At 43.9% G+C, this 17,033-nt stretch carries 17 protein-coding genes, 1 tRNA gene, 1 rRNA gene, 1 other RNA gene and 1 other annotated feature; of the genes, 6 read left to right on the top strand and 14 right to left on the bottom strand.

Annotated features, from left to right (window positions below; genetic code table 11):
* The 8 genes from J7I80_RS19750 to tadA all read right to left on the bottom strand — a co-directional run.
* Positions 1-58 (bottom strand): 16S ribosomal RNA (locus J7I80_RS19750); the annotation flags it as partial.
* A gap of 445 nt (positions 59-503) precedes the next feature.
* The gene (locus J7I80_RS19745) at positions 504-767 is read right to left on the bottom strand and encodes a pro-sigmaK processing inhibitor BofA family protein (RefSeq protein WP_214740610.1); all 264 of its coding nucleotides are present in this window, start codon (positions 765-767) and stop codon (positions 504-506) included.
* Between the two features lie 81 nt (positions 768-848).
* Entirely contained in the window at positions 849-1,070 is a 222-nt protein-coding gene (locus J7I80_RS19740; RefSeq protein ID WP_192473675.1) for a YaaL family protein, read from the bottom strand.
* Positions 1,071-1,108: 38 nt separating this feature from the next.
* Positions 1,109-1,705 carry a recombination mediator RecR gene (recR, locus tag J7I80_RS19735; RefSeq protein ID WP_192473674.1) on the bottom strand — a complete coding sequence of 199 codons (597 nt, stop codon included), beginning with the start codon at positions 1,703-1,705 and terminating at the stop codon, positions 1,109-1,111.
* Positions 1,706-1,720: 15 nt separating this feature from the next.
* Positions 1,721-2,047, bottom strand: a complete 327-nt coding sequence (locus J7I80_RS19730) for a YbaB/EbfC family nucleoid-associated protein (protein ID WP_213372913.1) — start codon at positions 2,045-2,047, stop codon at positions 1,721-1,723.
* 19 nt (positions 2,048-2,066) lie between these two features.
* Entirely contained in the window at positions 2,067-3,749 is a 1,683-nt protein-coding gene (dnaX, locus tag J7I80_RS19725) for a DNA polymerase III subunit gamma/tau (protein WP_214740608.1), read from the bottom strand.
* 339 nt (positions 3,750-4,088) lie between these two features.
* Positions 4,089-4,353: signal recognition particle sRNA large type (gene ffs, locus J7I80_RS19720), an RNA gene on the bottom strand.
* Between the two features lie 76 nt (positions 4,354-4,429).
* A complete protein-coding gene (gene tadA / locus J7I80_RS19715; protein ID WP_214740606.1) occupies positions 4,430-4,954 on the bottom strand; it encodes a tRNA adenosine(34) deaminase TadA in 525 nt (174 codons plus the stop codon).
* Positions 4,955-5,042: 88 nt separating this feature from the next.
* Here tadA and J7I80_RS19710 point away from each other — a divergent pair, with 88 nt between their 5' ends.
* The 4 genes from J7I80_RS19710 (at position 5,043) to J7I80_RS19695 (ending at position 8,437) form a co-directional block, all read left to right on the top strand.
* Positions 5,043-5,582: a cysteine hydrolase family protein gene (locus J7I80_RS19710; RefSeq protein ID WP_214740604.1), complete on the top strand. Its 540-nt coding sequence runs from the start codon at positions 5,043-5,045 to the stop codon at positions 5,580-5,582.
* A gap of 63 nt (positions 5,583-5,645) precedes the next feature.
* A complete protein-coding gene (locus J7I80_RS19705) occupies positions 5,646-6,929 on the top strand; it encodes a glycoside hydrolase family 18 protein (RefSeq protein ID WP_214740602.1) in 1,284 nt (427 codons plus the stop codon).
* 201 nt (positions 6,930-7,130) lie between these two features.
* The gene (locus J7I80_RS19700) at positions 7,131-7,772 is read left to right on the top strand and encodes a deoxynucleoside kinase (RefSeq protein ID WP_192473668.1); all 642 of its coding nucleotides are present in this window, start codon (positions 7,131-7,133) and stop codon (positions 7,770-7,772) included.
* A complete protein-coding gene (locus J7I80_RS19695; protein ID WP_192473667.1) occupies positions 7,769-8,437 on the top strand; it encodes a deoxynucleoside kinase in 669 nt (222 codons plus the stop codon). Before J7I80_RS19700 ends, J7I80_RS19695 begins: the two co-directional genes overlap by 4 nt.
* Positions 8,438-8,913: 476 nt before the next feature.
* Here J7I80_RS19695 and J7I80_RS19690 read toward each other — a convergent pair.
* The 6 genes from J7I80_RS19690 to guaB all read right to left on the bottom strand — a co-directional run bounded on the left by J7I80_RS19690 (position 8,914) and on the right by guaB (position 15,393).
* Positions 8,914-9,006: transfer RNA gene (locus tag J7I80_RS19690), tRNA-Ser, on the bottom strand.
* A gap of 127 nt (positions 9,007-9,133) precedes the next feature.
* Positions 9,134-10,414: a serine--tRNA ligase gene (serS, locus tag J7I80_RS19685; protein ID WP_214740600.1), complete on the bottom strand. Its 1,281-nt coding sequence runs from the start codon at positions 10,412-10,414 to the stop codon at positions 9,134-9,136.
* A 65-nt stretch (positions 10,415-10,479) separates the two neighbouring features.
* Positions 10,480-10,699, bottom strand: a binding site (T-box leader).
* A 54-nt stretch (positions 10,700-10,753) separates the two neighbouring features.
* Positions 10,754-11,344 carry a pyridoxal 5'-phosphate synthase glutaminase subunit PdxT gene (gene pdxT, locus J7I80_RS19680; RefSeq protein ID WP_214740598.1) on the bottom strand — a complete coding sequence of 197 codons (591 nt, stop codon included), beginning with the start codon at positions 11,342-11,344 and terminating at the stop codon, positions 10,754-10,756.
* 10 nt (positions 11,345-11,354) lie between these two features.
* The gene (gene pdxS / locus J7I80_RS19675) at positions 11,355-12,236 is read right to left on the bottom strand and encodes a pyridoxal 5'-phosphate synthase lyase subunit PdxS (RefSeq protein ID WP_214740596.1); all 882 of its coding nucleotides are present in this window, start codon (positions 12,234-12,236) and stop codon (positions 11,355-11,357) included.
* A 155-nt stretch (positions 12,237-12,391) separates the two neighbouring features.
* Positions 12,392-13,696, bottom strand: a complete 1,305-nt coding sequence (locus tag J7I80_RS19670) for a serine hydrolase (RefSeq protein ID WP_214740614.1) — start codon at positions 13,694-13,696, stop codon at positions 12,392-12,394.
* Positions 13,697-13,926: 230 nt separating this feature from the next.
* The gene (gene guaB / locus J7I80_RS19665) at positions 13,927-15,393 is read right to left on the bottom strand and encodes an IMP dehydrogenase (RefSeq protein WP_214740594.1); all 1,467 of its coding nucleotides are present in this window, start codon (positions 15,391-15,393) and stop codon (positions 13,927-13,929) included.
* Positions 15,394-15,510: 117 nt separating this feature from the next.
* Here guaB and J7I80_RS19660 point away from each other — a divergent pair, with 117 nt between their 5' ends.
* Together J7I80_RS19660 and J7I80_RS23565 are read left to right on the top strand one after the other, a co-directional pair.
* Complete coding sequence (locus J7I80_RS19660; RefSeq protein WP_214740612.1) at positions 15,511-16,455, top strand: YaaC family protein; 945 nt, start codon at positions 15,511-15,513, stop codon at positions 16,453-16,455.
* Positions 16,456-16,572: 117 nt separating this feature from the next.
* Positions 16,573-16,695, top strand: coding sequence for a hypothetical protein (locus tag J7I80_RS23565; RefSeq protein WP_023613358.1), 123 nt, complete (start codon positions 16,573-16,575; stop codon positions 16,693-16,695).
* Positions 16,696-17,033: the final 338 nt, after the last annotated feature.

Below are 17,033 nucleotides of genomic sequence, written 5' to 3'. Positions count from 1 at the left end.
GCATGTATTAGGCACGCCGCCAGCGTTCGTCCTGAGCCAGGATCAAACTCTCCAAAAAAGAGTTATGAGTTAGCTCATAAGTTAAAACGTTGGCTCATGTTCTTATAGAAGAAACATGATCATTTATTGTTTGTTGACGCTTGTTTGTTTAGTTTTCAAAGAGCAATTTTTCTGTGTCATCATTAGGCGACTTAAATAATATATCATGCTGTCGTTGTTTCGTCAACACTTTTTTAAAAAGTTATTAACTGCTGTTCAACAGCAACGTTTAATATAATATCAACTTCTGCTTGCTTGGTCAATAGCTTTTTTTAAAAAACTGGTTTAGCATTAATTGTTGCTTTGCAAACATATACAGTTATCCGAATTCCGAGAGGTTTCGAGCTCTTTTCGAAGATGCTTCTGAATCGAATTTTTGCGAAAAAGGGTGTCAAAGCAGCAAAGCTTACGGAAAGAGCGTGCAAAAAAATATAAAACGCCGCTTCAAAAGCGGCGTTCCTTCTTTATATAATCCACGTCTGAATTGCAACCAGCGCAAACACACCGGGTATTCCTAACAGTCCTGACACTGCTGCGGTTGCAATATTGATTGGAACATAAATTCCGAAGCTGGTTCCGAAGGCGTTAAGAAAAAATAAAAAGATGGCTCCGATCAAGACCTTCACAGCACTCTGGCCGACGAGACGGAGCGGTTTTGTCGGCGCACCGATTATAAGCAGCAAGAAAATCAATCCGCCAAGGACCGATATGACAACTATAGGATCCATACTCTTCCCCCTTACTTCAATGTCTTGTACATTTTTATGTACAAGTTATCAAAATAAGACCTTATTATATGGAAAAAAACATCACTTCTTCTTGATGGTGATTTTCCTGTGCTTCGCTTCTTTAAAAAGAAAGAAGTACTTGGCTTCGGCAATTTTTGCTTCAGTGATAAACTCTTCTGACGGATCGAAGCTTCTTTCAACCAATAGCTTTTGATTATTCCAGTTCCTCTTCATGCTGTCCAGCTGTGCCAATAGTTTATGGTCGAATTCTTTTCTAAGCCATTTCTTTTTACGAAATAACATGACTTTCCTCCAGTAGAGTTTCTTCTTTATATATGGAGTTAAACTTCCCTGCGGCCTTCCAGCGCTTTAGAGAGCGTGACTTCATCCGCATATTCAAGATCTCCTCCGACCGGCAGTCCGTGCGCAATCCTGGTAATCTTGATCCCTGACGGCTTAAGCAGCCTTGAGATGTACATGGCCGTTGCTTCCCCTTCAATATTCGGGTTCGTGGCCAGTATGACTTCCTGGACAGTTTCATCCTGGAGTCTCTTCAATAGGTCTGGTATGTTGATATCTTCGGGTCCGATTCCATCCATAGGAGATATCGCCCCATGAAGCACATGATAGAGTCCATTGAATTCCTTCATTTTTTCCATCGCAATAACGTCCTTAGGATCCTGTACAACACAAATCACACTGCGGTCGCGACGCTGGTCTTCACAAATATAGCAAGGATCCTGGTCGGTTATATGGCCGCAGACAGAGCAGTATGTCAGGTTACGCTTAGCGTTGACCAATGCCTTAGCGAAATCCAAAACGGTTTCTTCCTTCATGCTTAATACGAAAAAAGCCAGACGAGCGGCCGTTTTCGGGCCGATACCTGGCAATTTCATAAAGCTGTCGATCAGCTTTGATATTGGTTCAGGATAATGCATTCTGTTATATTCCTCCTAGAACATTCCCCCAGGAAGGTTCATGCCCTTTGTAAATTGGCCCATTGTTTTATTTGTCAACTCTTCGGCTTTTTTCAACGCATCATTCGTTGCTGCCAGAACAAGGTCCTGAAGCATTTCAACATCATCAGGATCGACAACTTCCTGCTTGATTTGCACATCGACGATTTCTTTATGACCTGTAACGATAACAGTTACCATGCCGCCGCCAGCTGAACCTTCAATTTTTTCTTCTCCTAATTGAACTTGAGCTTCTTCCATTTTCTTTTGCATCTTCTGCATTTGCTTCATCATATTTTGCATATTACCCATTCCACGATTCATGTTAACGTACCTCCAAAATTTAGTCTTGTATTTGTATTAATTCATCGCCAAATAGTTTTTTAGCTTCAGCGATCAGCGGGTCTTCTGCTGCAGCAGCTTGCCCCTCAGATGCTCCGTCGCCTCTCTGGCTGATAAAGTTTTCCCTTATTTTAAGCCACTGGTCTTCCGGCACACCAATTACCTGCATCCTTTTGCCGGTGTAGTCATTCATCGCACCGCTGACAATTTCAGTGAATCTGGTGTTTTCCATTGCCATCTGACAGTGGATTTCATATTTAAATTTTATCACTACTGCTTCATCTGATGCAGCCACTGGTTCTGCTTCATTCAACAAAGCAGCCTGGGAACGCATTTGGTTCGCAGCAAGCATTTCGAGCAGATCTCCCCAACGCCCCTTGATGGTATGAAGATTTGTCTTGGTAGCGCTTTTCAGTACTTCGTTAATCTTTCCAGTAGGTGCCTGGAAGCCCTTGCGGTTTGGACGAGGCGCTTTTTTAGCAGCAGCCGGTTCACTTGCTGCTATTCCAGGATTCTGTTGGAACTGTGCCAGTTTTTCCTCGAGCTGCTCAATCCTTCTCATCAAAGGTTCAACCTGGACATTGCTTGACGGATTTTGGTTTTCCAACTGACAGAGTTTGACGATTGCCACCTCAAGGAAGATACGGGGATGGTTTGTCCAGCGCATCTCTTGCTGTGCTTTATTCAAGACTTCAATCAATTCATAGATTTGTGCTGGCTCGACCTGATTGGCCAGTTCCTGGAAATCATCATCGAGCATCACTCGTTCCATAGATTCCTCCAATGCCGGTGCTGCCTTGTACAGGAGCATATCACGGTAAAAGAAAATCAGATCCTCTATGAACCTTGCTGGGTCCTTCCCTTGTAATAACAATTCTTCTAAAGCTTCCAGTCCGGCTGCCGCATTGCGTTCGTGAATCGCCCTGGCCAGTTGGTTCAGGAAGTTCTGTGATACGGTACCTGTTACCGTGAGGGCATCTTCAATCGTAACTCGATCCTGGCTGAATGAAATCGCCTGATCAAGCAGACTTAAGGCATCACGCATTCCGCCTTCTGCAGCCCTGGAAATGATCTGCAAGGCCTTTTCATCGCAATCCACTCCAGATTCCTCAACAATTTGCTTCATCCTGCCAACGATTGCCTGAGCAGTGATCCTCTTAAAATCAAATCGCTGGCATCGTGAAATGATTGTGAGCGGAATCTTATGGGGCTCAGTCGTTGCGAGGATAAAGATGACATGCTTTGGAGGCTCTTCAAGGGTTTTCAGCAAGGCGTTGAATGCTCCGATGGAAAGCATATGCACTTCATCAATGATGTATACTTTATACTTCACGACGTTCGGCGCATACTTAACCTTATCTCGGATATCCCGGATTTCTTCGACACCATTATTGGAAGCGGCGTCGATTTCGATTACATCAGGAATTGATCCATCCGTTATTCCACGGCAGGCATCGCATTCATTGCAAGGCTCAGCCGTTGGAGCTTTTTCACAGTTAACCGCTTTTGCCAAAATTTTCGCAGCACTCGTTTTCCCAGTCCCCCTGGGGCCGGAAAATAGATAGGCATGTGATATTTTTTGTTGAAGCAGAGCGTTTTGCAGTGTCGTTGTGACATGTTCCTGTCCGACCACATCAATGAATTGCTGTGGACGCCAGACACGATATAAAGCTTGGTAGGCCAATGACACCGCTCCCTTCCTTTTATTATCTTATCTATTATAACGCAAATAACTTTCAATTTCACTTTTACCAAAGGAAGTTTTTACGCTTTTTAAAAGGCTGTTTTCGTAAAGATTGTTGTTAAAATCCTAAAGCCGATTTTAACGCGATAAAAAGCCTTTTTGTAGGTCGGTAAGAAGTGTGCAAGCTCTTTCTCATAATATGCTTTTATTTTGTGAAGAAACATAGGTCATTCAATCCTATTTCGTAGTCAATAGCAACAAGTTTGAGAAAAGAGCTTTTCAAAACGACAAAAAACTCATCTCCGTAAAGAGATGAGTTGAATGTATCATATTTAACTGCCGCGCACCTTCCGTCGACTGAATACCATAAGCGTTACTTAAGCAGTTAGCTCGGCCCAGGCAACCCTGCGGCACATGGGAGCGTCCACTTAATGCTGCTTCCTTCCGGACCTGACATGGTTCATGGATTCCCATTGCGCAGGACCCGGGCGTCAACACCACTTGCTTAAGGCAGACCCTACAGTAAATCAGCCTCAGGAAGGGATTCATCCCCGCTAGAGCGGATTGCGGGTACAGGGCACCGCTACCTCCCCGACTAGCACGGCAAAATTGAAACCTTATTTAGGTGTGTCTCAAGGACACATACATAGTATACTAACTCACGTTCCAAAATGCAATGCTTATCCCCTGTCAATTCCTGTCTGTTGTTCCAGTTCCTCTTTCGCCTGTTTCTTTTTCAGCTTTTTCTTTTCCCGCAGATTCCTGAAAAAATCGGATAACAGTGTGCCGCATTCTGCTTCCAGGACACCTGTCACAACTTCGCTTTGATGGTTGAAGCGTTCATCCTGGAGAATATTCATGAAGGTGCCGGCACAGCCGCCCTTCGGATCCTTGGCGCCATAGACCACTTTTTTTACGCGGGACAGCATGATGGCTCCTGCACACATCGGGCATGGCTCCAGTGTCACATATAGAGTGGCATCCTCCAGCCTCCACGTTCCGAGTTTCTGGCACGCATGGTCAATTGCCAGCACCTCTGCATGGGCAATGGAACTTTGCTTCGTTTCGCGGAGATTATGGGCACGGGCAATGATTTCCCCATCCAGGACGATGACCGCACCGATTGGCACTTCATCTATCTGGCCTGCTTTTTTCGCTTCTTCAATTGCTTCTAACATATATCGTTCATCTGGAGTATATTCCATCTTTTCCTCCATTAAAGTGTTTTATATTTCCAATTGGTTTAATAATCCCCCGCCGGTAAAAATATAAAGGATAAGGAGAGGATTATTCATGGCAAAGACTGCTCTATTGATCATCGATATGATCAATGATTTTAACTTTGACGCAGGGGAAGACCTTGCAAAAAACACTAAAAAAATCATTGATCCCATTTTAAAGTTAAAAAAATCTTTCAATGAAAAAGACATACCCGTTATCTATATTAATGACCATTATAATCTATGGCAGGCTGATTTTGAAAAAATCATGGATCACTGCTCAAATGAAACAAGCGGTGAAATCATAAAAAAGATCGCACCTGAGAAGAATCAGGACTATTTCTTGATCAAGCCGAAGCACTCTGCTTTTTATGGAACGGCGCTTCACACCCTTCTTCAGCAATTGAAGGTAGATACCTTGATCCTGTCAGGGATTGCAGGCAACATTTGCGTCCTTTTCACCGCGAACGACGCATATATGCGAGAATACAACCTGATCATACCAGAGGACTTCATTGCCTCCAATGATGACGAGGATAATCAATACGCACTGACAATGATGAAAAACGTCCTGTCCGCCGAAACAAGGCCATCAATCGAACTTGATTTATAACATACTGCATTTTCTTCCTTCATACAATGGTTGTAGCGCTAAAAATGCCAGGGAGGGAAGAAGATGCAAATTCATGTGGTACAGCAAGGACAGACATTGACACAGATCGCTCAACTTTACGGGTCTTCTGTTACGGATATAACCGAGGCGAACGAACTGCCCAACCCGAATAATCTAGTCGTAGGCCAGGCGATGGTCATCCCAATCGTCGGCAGTTTTTACTTTGTCCAGCCAGGTGACAGTCTATGGGCGATTTCAAGAAGATTTGGTATCACAGCACAGGAACTTGCAAGGATCAACGGTATCTCGGTCAACCAGCCATTGTCAGTCGGATTCCGCTTATATATTCCACAGCGGCCGAAAACAAATGCGGAATTCAATGCATATGTAGAACCACGCGGGAACACAGTGGCACCTGCATTGGAAACAGCTGCCCGGGAAGCTGCCCCCTATTTGACCTATCTTGCGCCATTCAGCTTCCAGGCTTTGCGCGATGGGTCGTTGAAGGAACCGCTGCTGAACAATTTTCCGGCAATTGCCGAGGCGAACAATAATATATTGATGATGGTGATCACCAACCAGGAAAACGACCAGTTCAGCGATGAGTTAGGGCGGATTATCCTGAATGATATTCCTGTCCAGGACAGATTCCTGAATAATATCGTCACGACGGCAAAAAAGTACGGATTCCGCGATATCCATTTTGATTTTGAATTCCTGCGTCCAGAAGACCGTGAAGCCTATAACACCTTCCTGCGCAAAGCAAGGGACCGTTTTAAACAGGAAGGCTGGTTCATCTCGACTGCTCTCGCCCCAAAAACGAGTGCAGAACAGACAGGTCCCTGGTATACGGCTCATGACTACAAAGCACATGGAGAAATTGTCGACTTCGTTGTCATCATGACCTATGAATGGGGGTACAGCGGCGGACCTGCACAGGCAGTCTCCCCTATCGGTCCAGTTCGCCAGGTGTTGGAGTATGCCATTAGTGAAATGCCATCGCAAAAAGTCATGATGGGCCAGAATCTTTATGGTTATGACTGGACTCTTCCATTTGTCCAGGGGACAATCGCAAGGGCCGTCAGTCCTCAGCAGGCGATCCAGATTGCGGCCGATAATAATGTACCAATCCAGTACAATACAAGGTCTCAGGCGCCGACCTTCCGATATACAGCGTCAGATGGAAAACAGCATGAAGTCTGGTTTGAGGACGCCCGATCCATTCAGGCAAAATTCGACCTGATCAAAGAATTGAACTTGAGAGGAATGAGCTACTGGAAGCTCGGACTTTCCTTCCCGCAAAACTGGCTGCTCATCCAGGATAATTTCAATGTCGTAAAAAGATAAAATTTTCTGTTAAAATAATTTTACAAATTCCGATAATATATGACAGGCGCAGTATTTCTGCGGCTGTCTTCTTTTTTGCTAAAATTGCCTCCTAATATTCCATACCCATACCATACTATGGTGTGATAAAATGGACTTTGCGTGATTTAACTGACAGAAATGTAAAAAAGAGATAGATACAACAGAGAGGGAGGACATGTTGTGGAAGGAACACCTTTTATAACGGTTGAAGGACCAATCGGGATCGGGAAAACGTCACTTGCCCGCGCCATTTCCGAACGGTTTCAATTTGCACTTTTAAAGGAAATTGTCGACGAAAATCCATTTTTGGGGAAGTTCTACGATAACATAGAAGAATGGAGTTTCCAGACAGAAATGTTTTTCCTCTGCAATCGATACAAGCAGCTTGGAGATATTAATGAACATTACCTCAGCAAAGACAAGTCTGTCGTAGCTGATTATCATATCATGAAAAACCTCATTTTCGCCCAGCGCACATTGAATGAACAGGAATATAAAAAATACCTAGATATTTATCAAATCCTGACGAAAGATATGCCTAAGCCAAATGTCATCATTTACTTGAATGCAAGTCTTGATACCTTGCTGAAGCGGATCAAAATGCGCGGCCGCGAAGTCGAAAAAAACATCAGTCCATTATATTTAGAGCAATTATCCCTTGATTATGAACAAGCAATGCTTCAATTCGAGAAAGACCACCCTGAAATCCCAGTCCTCCGTTTCAGCGGCGATGATCTGGATTTTGTTAAAAATGAAGAAGATCTCCAGCTGATCATCGACCAGCTAACCGCATCATTAAGAAAAAGGAGCGTACAACCATGAATCTAAGAACAAAATATGACATCCCGGCTAATGCGGTCATCACGATTGCCGGAACAGTTGGAGTCGGCAAATCGACTATGACGAATGCCCTGGCGGATGCCCTTCGGTTCCGTACATCCTTTGAAAAAGTAGATACCAACCCTTACCTTGATAAGTTCTATGCCGATTTCGAACGCTGGAGTTTCCACCTGCAAATCTACTTTCTTGCAGAGCGCTTCAAGGAGCAGAAAAGGATTTTTGAATATGGCGGCGGCTTTATCCAAGACCGTTCCATCTATGAAGATACAGGCATCTTCGCAAAAATGCATTATGAAAAAGGCACAATGTCCCCTGTGGACTACGAAACATACAAGAGCCTGTTCGAAGCAATGGTCATGACTCCGTACTTCCCGCATCCAGATTTGCTGATCTACCTTGAAGGGTCACTAGACGATATTCTTGAGCGCATCAAGCTAAGAGGACGTCCAATGGAACAGCAGACACCAATCACATATTGGGAAGAAATGCACGGCCGCTATGAAAACTGGATCAATAACTTCAATGCATGCCCAGTCCTTCGTTTGAACATCAATGATTATGATTTGTTCAATAATCCTGAATCAATCGAACCGATTGTTGAGAAAATCGCTACACATATCAAGCAAACTCAATTATTGAAAAAATAAAACCGCCGATTGGCGGTTTTTTTGTTTGGAGAAGGAACAAGTCTGTTGATTTCCATTCCAGGCGCTTCGCTTTCCGCTTGAAGAATTATGAAAAAGCCCAATTGCCGGCTTTTTCAAAAGGCGAATTCTTCCTTGGGGCTGGCGGTGAGCCTCCTCGTCGCCGCTGGCGTCTGCGGGGTCTCACCTTTCCAGCTGATCCCGCAGGACATTGAATTACTTCCTCGAGACTGCCCACGCACGATGGAAATGCGTTAGCATTTTCGAGGAGTCTACGCGCCTTCCACTCCAATCAACAGGGTTTCTAAACTTTATATGGCGCTTATTAGTATTACCATTTATAACCACTTCAAAAAGCACAGTTCGACTGATTCACACAAAATTAACATACAAATAAAAAAACCCGCTACATAGTAACGGGTTTTTCTATACAATCTCCAAATTGTTTTTATGCGTTAATGCTTTAATTGAAAAATTAATGGAGGAGGTAGAGGGATTCGAACCCCCGCGCGGTGTTACCCGCCTGTCGGTTTTCAAGACCGATCCCTTCAGCCAGACTTGGGTATACCTCCGAGACAAGAAATATAATATCATGTATTTAAAAACGAGTCAACACTTCTTTAAAAGTTTTTTTCGGGCAAGAGTACATCCTGCCCGAAAAAGAAGATCTGAAAGTTCAAATTCTCCTATAAGAGACCATTATTCCGGAGCAATAACTTCCCTGTTGCCCATGTACGGACGCAATACTTCTGGAATGATGACACTGCCGTCAGCCTGCTGGTAGTTCTCAAGGATAGCGGCAACTGTACGGCCGATCGCAAGGCCTGATCCGTTCAGTGTATGCACATGTTCTGGCTTTGCCTTTGCTTCGCGGCGGAACCTGATATTCGCGCGTCTTGCCTGGAATCCTTCGAAGTTACTGCAAGAAGAGATTTCCCTGTAGGTGCCGTAGCTAGGGATCCAGACTTCGATATCGTATTTCTTAGCAGCCGTAAATCCGAGGTCTGCAGAGCACATGCTCAGCACACGGTAAGGAAGACCTAATAGCTGAAGCACTTTCTCAGCATGTCCAGTCAGCTTTTCAAGTTCTTCATAAGAATCTTCAGGCTTAACAAACTTCACTAATTCAACTTTGTTAAACTGGTGCTGGCGGATCAAACCGCGCGTATCGCGTCCCGCAGAACCTGCCTCAGAACGGAAACATGCGCTGTATGCTGCATAATTGATCGGAAGCTCATCCGCAGTCATGATTTCATCACGGTGCATATTCGTAACAGGTACCTCTGCAGTCGGAATCAGGAAGTAATCTTCGCTCTCGATTCGGAATGCATCCTCTTCAAACTTAGGAAGCTGGCCTGTTCCTGTCATGCTGGCACGATTGACCATGTATGGAGGCAGGACTTCTTTGTAGCCATGCTCGTCAACATGAAGGTCAAGCATGAAACTAATCAACGCGCGCTCAAGGCGGGCTCCCAATCCCTTGTAAAAGACAAAACGGCTGCCGGTCACTTTTCCAGCGCGTTCAAAATCAAGGATTTTCAAGTGGTCTGCAACATCCCAGTGCGGCTTTGCTTCGAATTCAAAATCACGGATTTCTCCCCATTTGCGAACTTCTACATTATCATCTTCTGTTTCTCCGATTGGAACACTTTCATGAGGGATATTGGGAATGCTGAGCATCAGGTTCTCTAGCTCTTCTTCTACCTCGCGAAGCTGGTCATCAAGAACCTTGATTTTGTCGCCTACCTCTCGCATCTCAGCAATCAAGTGGTCTGCGTCCTGCTTTTCACGCTTCAACTGCGCAACCTGCTGGGACACTTCATTCCTTTTGCTCTTCAACTGTTCAGCGTCAAGAATCAATTCCCTGCGTCTCACATCCAGGTCCTCGAACTTGCCGAAGTCGGTCATGTCTTCGCCACGGTGCTGCAGTTTTTGTTTCACTTCTTCAAAATTTGCTCTTAAATATTTTACGTCTAACACTGCGATTTCCTCCCTTTTCTCTGAAGTAAAAAAGCCTTTGATAAAATAAAAAACTCCCGTCCCCAAAAAGGGACGAGAGTTAACCCGCGTTGCCACCCTAGTTAAAAGCAAGAAAATGCTTTCCACTCATAAAATAACGGTTTTTACCGAAAGTATTTACTGGCCATTAATGGCGTTCCATACTCTGCTCGAGGGCGGATTCCTTTGCTCCAGACACCGGTTCTCACCAACCACCGGCTCTCTTTGGAATGGACACAAGCTACTATTCCCTCTCATCGCTTTTTTACTATCGAATTTTAATTCATAATTTACTACAATTATGTTCTCCATGCAAGCTGTTTATGCAAAATTTTTACTCTTTGTCTCCTCGACCATTTTCACAAAGTAGTTCATGAGTCGATAATCATCCGTCAACTCAGGATGAAAAGAACAGCCGAGGAACTGTCCATCACGAGCAGCAACAATTCTGCCATTATGCTTCGCCAGCACCTCGACATTTTCTCCAGCTTCCACAATATGAGGTGCCCGGATGAATACTGCTGAGAAATTATCCGCCACTCCAGCAATATTGATGTCAGCTTCAAAGCTTTCTCGCTGGCGGCCGAATGAGTTGCGTTCTACTTTCACATCCATGACACCGAGATGTGGTGCATTATAACCAACCAGATCACTCGCTAGTAAAATCAAGCCAGCACATGTTCCGAACATTGGTTTGCCGTCGGCTGCGAATTTCTTCAACTCTTCCATAAAGCCATATTGATCGATCAAACGGCGGATTGTGGTGCTTTCTCCCCCAGGAATGATCAGACCATCGGCTTCTGCCAGCTGATCAGGGCGCTTAATGACAACACCTTCAGCTCCAGATGCCTCAATTGCCCGTAAATGCTCCCGTACAGCCCCCTGAAGGCCAAGTACTCCAATCTTCATCATAGGCATCCCCTTACCAGCCGCGGTCCTGCATACGGGCTTCTGGTGCCAATGATGAAATTTCAATGCCCTTCATCGGGATGCCGAGGCCTTTCGAAATGCTCGCAATCAGTTCATAATCCTGATAATGAGTAGTCGCTTCGACAATTGCCTTTGCAAACTTCGCAGGATTATCAGATTTGAAGATACCAGATCCTACAAACACCCCATCAGCACCCAGCTGCATCATTAATGCAGCGTCTGCCGGTGTAGCAACACCGCCTGCAGCAAAGTTCACGACTGGCAGACGTCCAAGCTGCTTGATTTCAAGCAGAAGCTCATATGGTGCTCCTAGAAGCTTGGCTTCAGTCATTAGTTCATCCATATCCATTGCGACTACTTTGCGCACCTGTGCATTTACCTTCCGGATATGGCGGACAGCTTCTACGATATTGCCCGTACCAGGCTCTCCCTTTGTACGAAGCATCGAAGCTCCTTCGCCGATCCTTCGCGCTGCCTCGCCAAGGTCACGGCATCCGCATACAAAAGGAACTGTATAATCTCTCTTATTCAGATGGAATTCTTCATCTGCCGGAGTCAGAACTTCACTCTCATCAATATAGTCAACACCCATTGCTTCGAGGACGCGGGCTTCTACAATATGGCCAATCCGTGCTTTTGCCATAACGGGAATTGTGACAGCACCCATTACCTCTTCAACGATCCTTGGGTCAGCCATTCTAGCCACTCCGCCAGCTGCGCGGATATCCGAAGGGACACGTTCCAATGCCATCACCGCAACTGCACCGGCCTCTTCGGCAATCTTTGCCTGCTCGGCATTGACAACGTCCATGATGACGCCGCCTTTTTGCATCTCTGCCATACCACGTTTAACACGATCAGTACCTGTCTTCATTCTTTTTCCCCCTTGTCCCTGTAAAAGGGTTACTATGTAAGCAATTTGCAAATAACTGGATATCCAGACTTCTTTGGTCGGAATTACAGCTACCCCTATTGAAAATAAACAACAAAAAAGGTTTCCTGTCAAGACAGGAAACCTTTCACTATTAATTAAAACCAACCTTTTACAGTATCAGCAACTCCGCCAAAAAGGTCTCCAAAGAATCCGCCGATTCCGCGCATCATAAGCACGAACCAGTTCGCTTTTTCAACATTCTCAGCAGCAACAACTGGTACTTGGACTTGCTTTTGCCCTTCTTCAGTTAAGAAGCTGATGTTTTCGTCCTTCTTGGACTTAACAGTCATATAGCCGACTTGCTCGCCCTTCTTGATAGGAGCAGTCAGTTCGCCATTTTCATTCAGTTTCTTTTTATCCAGTACAAGTACTGGTTCATATTGATCCTTTTCGCCATTCCTGATGGTCATCGTAATGGACTCTTTAGACTGGATCTTCACACTGTCTTCCTTCCCTTTTGTTACCGGAAGGTTTTTCTTTCCTTTTACCTGATGATTCTTTTTCACAAGTTCTTCTTCTGTGAAATTACTGAAAGCGAAGTCAAGAATTTTACGCGTTTCAGAAAAACGGCTGTCCTTGGAATCTGCCTTCATGATAACCGAAATGAATCTTTGGTCATTTCTCATCGCAGTAGCCGTAAAGCCGTAGCCTGCAAAATCAGTCGAACCGGTTTTTAAACCGTCTACACCATCATATTGGTAAATCAGGCTTGGAAGCATCCAGTTAAAGTTCTTATACTCACGTCCGTCACGGAACTTCAAGGAAGGCATGCTTGCTGTATCCAACACTTCCGGATAATCCTTTAATAATCGGAAGGCAAGTGTCGCCAATGAGCGTGCAGACATGACATTCTCTTCTTCCGGACTGCCGGCAGGATGCTGTCCTAAAAGATCGCTATTGTTCAACCCTGAGGAGTTAACAAATTTATAATCCTTCAAACCAAGTTCAGCAGCTTTTTTGTTCATTTTTTCAACATGATTCTTTTCTGTTCCAGAAAGGACCTCAGCGAGCGCTACGGTAGCTGCATTTCCAGAGTGGATGGCCATTGCTTCATACAATTCTTGTACCGTATAATCTTCACCCTGGGTTAAGCCTACATTCGATAAGCCAGGGGCAGCAGATAACTTATGGACATACTCATTGATCTTTACCTTTTGATCCCATTTAAGCTTGCCTTCTTTGACAGCTTCGAGAACCATATATTCTGTCATCATTTTTGCCATGGAAGCTACGCCCAGGACAACATCTGAATTTTTCTCATATAAAACTCTTCCCGTATCTGCATCAATCAGCATGGCTGCTTCGGCATCGATGCCTAATTGTCCCTCTGCTGCTTCAGCCTCCATTGAAAATCCGGAAAACATAGTTGTGATCGTTAAAATGAATGCTGCAAAGAACATTGAAAGCTGTTTCTGTTTACGATTCAAGACGACTTTCCCTCCAAAATTTTTATAAAATATCTATGAACCTTTCATTTTTGTTAATCCCAAAAAATCACACCCGTATAGTTTACCATAAAAAAAATGAAAAAAATAGACAGAGAATAGTCACTCTGTCTATTGTAAAATCAGGAAAAAACGAATGATATACAGGTAAAAAGTCGTAGTTCCTGCTGATTCTTATTTATAAATTAGCTCATGGAGTAGTTCGGTGCTTCCTTCGTGATCTGGACATCATGCGGATGGCTCTCTCTGAGACCCGCTCCTGTCATCTTGATGAATTGGGCATTCTCCCTTAGTTCCATAAGATTAGCTGTGCCGCAATATCCCATACCTGAGCGAATACCGCCAACAAGTTGATAGATTGTATCTGTAAGCGGGCCTTTATATGGGATTCTTCCTTCTATACCTTCAGGAACGAACTTCTTATTATCTTCCTGGAAGTAACGGTCTTTAGATCCCTTTTCCATCGCTCCAACAGAGCCCATTCCACGATATACCTTGAAACGTCTTCCCTGATAGATTTCAGTTTCTCCCGGACTTTCGCTGACGCCAGCAAGCAGGCTTCCGAGCATGACGGCATGCCCTCCGGCAGCAAGAGCCTTAACGATATCGCCGGAATATTTGATGCCTCCATCTGCTATGACTGCCTTCCCGTGCTTTCGGGCTTCTGTCGCACAATCATATACGGCGGTAATCTGCGGAACACCTACACCTGCTACAACCCTCGTCGTACAGATAGAACCCGGTCCGATGCCGACCTTGACAATATCGGCACCCGCTTCGATCAATTCTCTTGTCGCTTCTGCTGTCGCCACGTTTCCGGCAATAATATTCAGTTCCGGGTAGCATTCACGGATTTGCTTTACCGTTTCAATAACACCCTTTGAGTGGCCGTGGGCAGTATCAACAACAATGACATCTACATGTGATTTTACCAGCATCTCGACGCGTTTCATCGTATCTGCTGTAACACCGACTGCAGCACCACACAGCAAGCGGCCTTGCAAATCCTTCGAAGAGTTCGGGAACTCAATCACTTTTTCAATATCCTTTATGGTAATGAGCCCTTTCAGTACGCCTTCATCATTTACTAGTGGGAGTTTTTCAATCTTATGGCGCTGAAGGATCTTCTCTGCTTCTTCAAGGGTAGTTCCTACAGAAGCGGTCACCAAATCATTTTTCGTCATGACTTCTTCAATTTTAATAGAGTAATCCTGGATAAAACGCATGTCACGGTTTGTAATGATTCCAACAAGCTTTTGATCTTCCTCATTATTAACAATTGGGACACCTGAAATGCGGTATTTACCCATTAAATGTTCAGCATCAAATACTTGATGCTCAGGAGTTAAAAAGAATGGATCGGTAATGACTCCACTTTCAGAACGCTTTACTTTATCGACCTGGTCTGCTTGCTGTTCTATAGACATGTTTTTATGTATGATACCAAGGCCGCCCTGCCTGGCAATTGAAATGGCCAGTTCAGATTCTGTTACAGTATCCATGCCAGCACTGATAATTGGTATATTCAACCTCAAAGTCTCAGTCAGACTGACCTTAAGGCTTACATCCTTTGGCAGCACCTCAGATTTAGCCGGCACTAACAGCACATCATCAAACGTTAATCCTTCTTTTGCAAATTTACTTTCCCACATAGTAAATGACCCCCTTTAAGAAAATATTATTTGTAGGTTATCAATTGGTTAAAATACTGTCAAGACGGTTATTATTTGTCCGATTTTTCAAATAACTTGGAGGTTTTTCATGTGTCTATGCCTTATAAGGAATGGAACAGTTACACACTCTTCTTTTCAGCAGAGTATTCACAAGCCTATCTAAAAAAATGCTATCGTAAAATCAACATCGACCAGCCTGACATGAAAAGCTTCGAAAACTGTTATCCCTTTATGTATTATCTCGAACATGGGAAGCTTTACTATGAACAGGCAGAAAATTCTCCGCTGGCCATTCAGCCAATCCTGCTCTTTTACGGACTTGTCCATCTAATAAAAGCATGCATCCTGACAGTCGAACCTGATTACCCTGAAACCACTTCCGTTCTTGCTCACGGCGTCTCAACAAGGAAACGAAAAAAACAACAGTACAGCTTCACAGATGATGAAGTCAAATTCCAAAAAAATGGCCTATTCTCTCTTATGGCAGAAAAAATGTTCCACATGAAACAACTGGAAGGTGAAAAAGCAACAATGGGTGATGTGATGGAACTGATGCCGGAATTATCCGACATCTACTCTAGCTTAAGAGGTAAACAAATCTTTGAAGCAGTGACTGCCAGCGATTCAGGTTTCTCGCTTCCAAAATCAATAATCGACCATTTTCATATGACCGAGAACCGCTTTAAGGAATTCTTTCAGGCCAAATCAACTATACCTGTTTCGTTTGTAGAGGATTCCAGCCAGATCAGATTTAAAGCAAACCTAAGCGAAATACAAGAACCCCTCCCGTTAAAATACAATCTTGAAGAGCAGCATTATGCATTTCCCTTAAATAAAGGGGACTTATTTCTATTTCCAGAACTGCTGCTGCACTACTTACTGTTATATAATCTTGGAATGATTGCCCGCTATGAAACAGAATGGTGGAGTGAGTTAATCAAGATGATGCCCAATGAAGACTATCCATTGATCCAATCCTTTTTAAAATCAACATTGAGAAAAGGACCATACTTAATTTACCAGTACCTGATGAATAAGTAATGACAGCAAGGGGTAGAGGCACCTATTGCTATGGCTTTAAAAGTTAGGATGTTTATATATGCTAGTATCGGGAAATTTCAAATACATGGACAACGAAACAACCGAGGAGGGTATAATATGGACAGAAAAAAACTAATGATGACAACTGTTGCTCTAGGTACAGCATACTTGCTAAAAGACCAAAAGTCACGCGCAAAGGTTATGGATCAATTGCAATCCCTTGGGAAGAAAAAGAAATAACATATAAAAAGACCTTCTGATTAATTCAGAGGGTCTTTATTATGTGGCGATTAAGGGGAGAATACTTCAGACAGCTTTTTGTGTTTTTCCCTGGAAACTTGTCCGAAGCTGCTACTGGTTCAGACAGCTGTTAGATTGTTTCATCCAAACCTGAAGTTGAATCAGGTTCAGACAACTTTTCGATCTTTTTCTTCAAACCTGTCTGAAGTTACATCAAGTTCAGACAACTTTTCGTTCATTACCTTCAAACTTGTCCGAAGTCAGGCCAAATATATTCAGTTGCTGCACTATTTCGCGCACCATTTATAAATCGGCATACAAAAAAAGAACAGCCATTA

Origin of the sequence: Bacillus sp. ISL-41 (assembly GCF_018613235.1) — a bacterium.
GTDB lineage: Bacteria > Bacillota > Bacilli > Bacillales > Cytobacillaceae > Mesobacillus.
Note: the sequence above shows the minus strand (reverse complement) of the source record. Positions and strands in the feature narration are given on the sequence as shown.

Bases quoted from the DNA above. Each gene is read 5' to 3' on its own strand.
- J7I80_RS19695 (WP_192473667.1), top strand. From the start codon at position 7,769: ATGAATCTAAGAACAAAATATGACATCCCGGCTAATGCGGTCATCACG.
- guaB (WP_214740594.1), bottom strand. From the start codon at position 15,393: ATGTGGGAAAGTAAATTTGCAAAAGAAGGATTAACGTTTGATGATGTG.
- J7I80_RS19660 (WP_214740612.1), top strand. From the start codon at position 15,511: ATGCCTTATAAGGAATGGAACAGTTACACACTCTTCTTTTCAGCAGAG.
- J7I80_RS23565 (WP_023613358.1), top strand. From the start codon at position 16,573: ATGGACAGAAAAAAACTAATGATGACAACTGTTGCTCTAGGTACAGCA.
- tadA (WP_214740606.1), bottom strand. From the start codon at position 4,954: ATGGAATATACTCCAGATGAACGATATATGTTAGAAGCAATTGAAGAA.
- J7I80_RS19740 (WP_192473675.1), bottom strand. From the start codon at position 1,070: ATGTTATTTCGTAAAAAGAAATGGCTTAGAAAAGAATTCGACCATAAA.
- J7I80_RS19745 (WP_214740610.1), bottom strand. From the start codon at position 767: ATGGATCCTATAGTTGTCATATCGGTCCTTGGCGGATTGATTTTCTTG.
- pdxT (WP_214740598.1), bottom strand. From the start codon at position 11,344: ATGATGAAGATTGGAGTACTTGGCCTTCAGGGGGCTGTACGGGAGCAT.
- J7I80_RS19705 (WP_214740602.1), top strand. From the start codon at position 5,646: ATGCAAATTCATGTGGTACAGCAAGGACAGACATTGACACAGATCGCT.
- recR (WP_192473674.1), bottom strand. From the start codon at position 1,705: ATGCATTATCCTGAACCAATATCAAAGCTGATCGACAGCTTTATGAAA.
- pdxS (WP_214740596.1), bottom strand. From the start codon at position 12,236: ATGAAGACAGGTACTGATCGTGTTAAACGTGGTATGGCAGAGATGCAA.
- J7I80_RS19730 (WP_213372913.1), bottom strand. From the start codon at position 2,047: ATGAATCGTGGAATGGGTAATATGCAAAATATGATGAAGCAAATGCAG.
- J7I80_RS19710 (WP_214740604.1), top strand. From the start codon at position 5,043: ATGGCAAAGACTGCTCTATTGATCATCGATATGATCAATGATTTTAAC.
- J7I80_RS19670 (WP_214740614.1), bottom strand. From the start codon at position 13,696: ATGTTCTTTGCAGCATTCATTTTAACGATCACAACTATGTTTTCCGGA.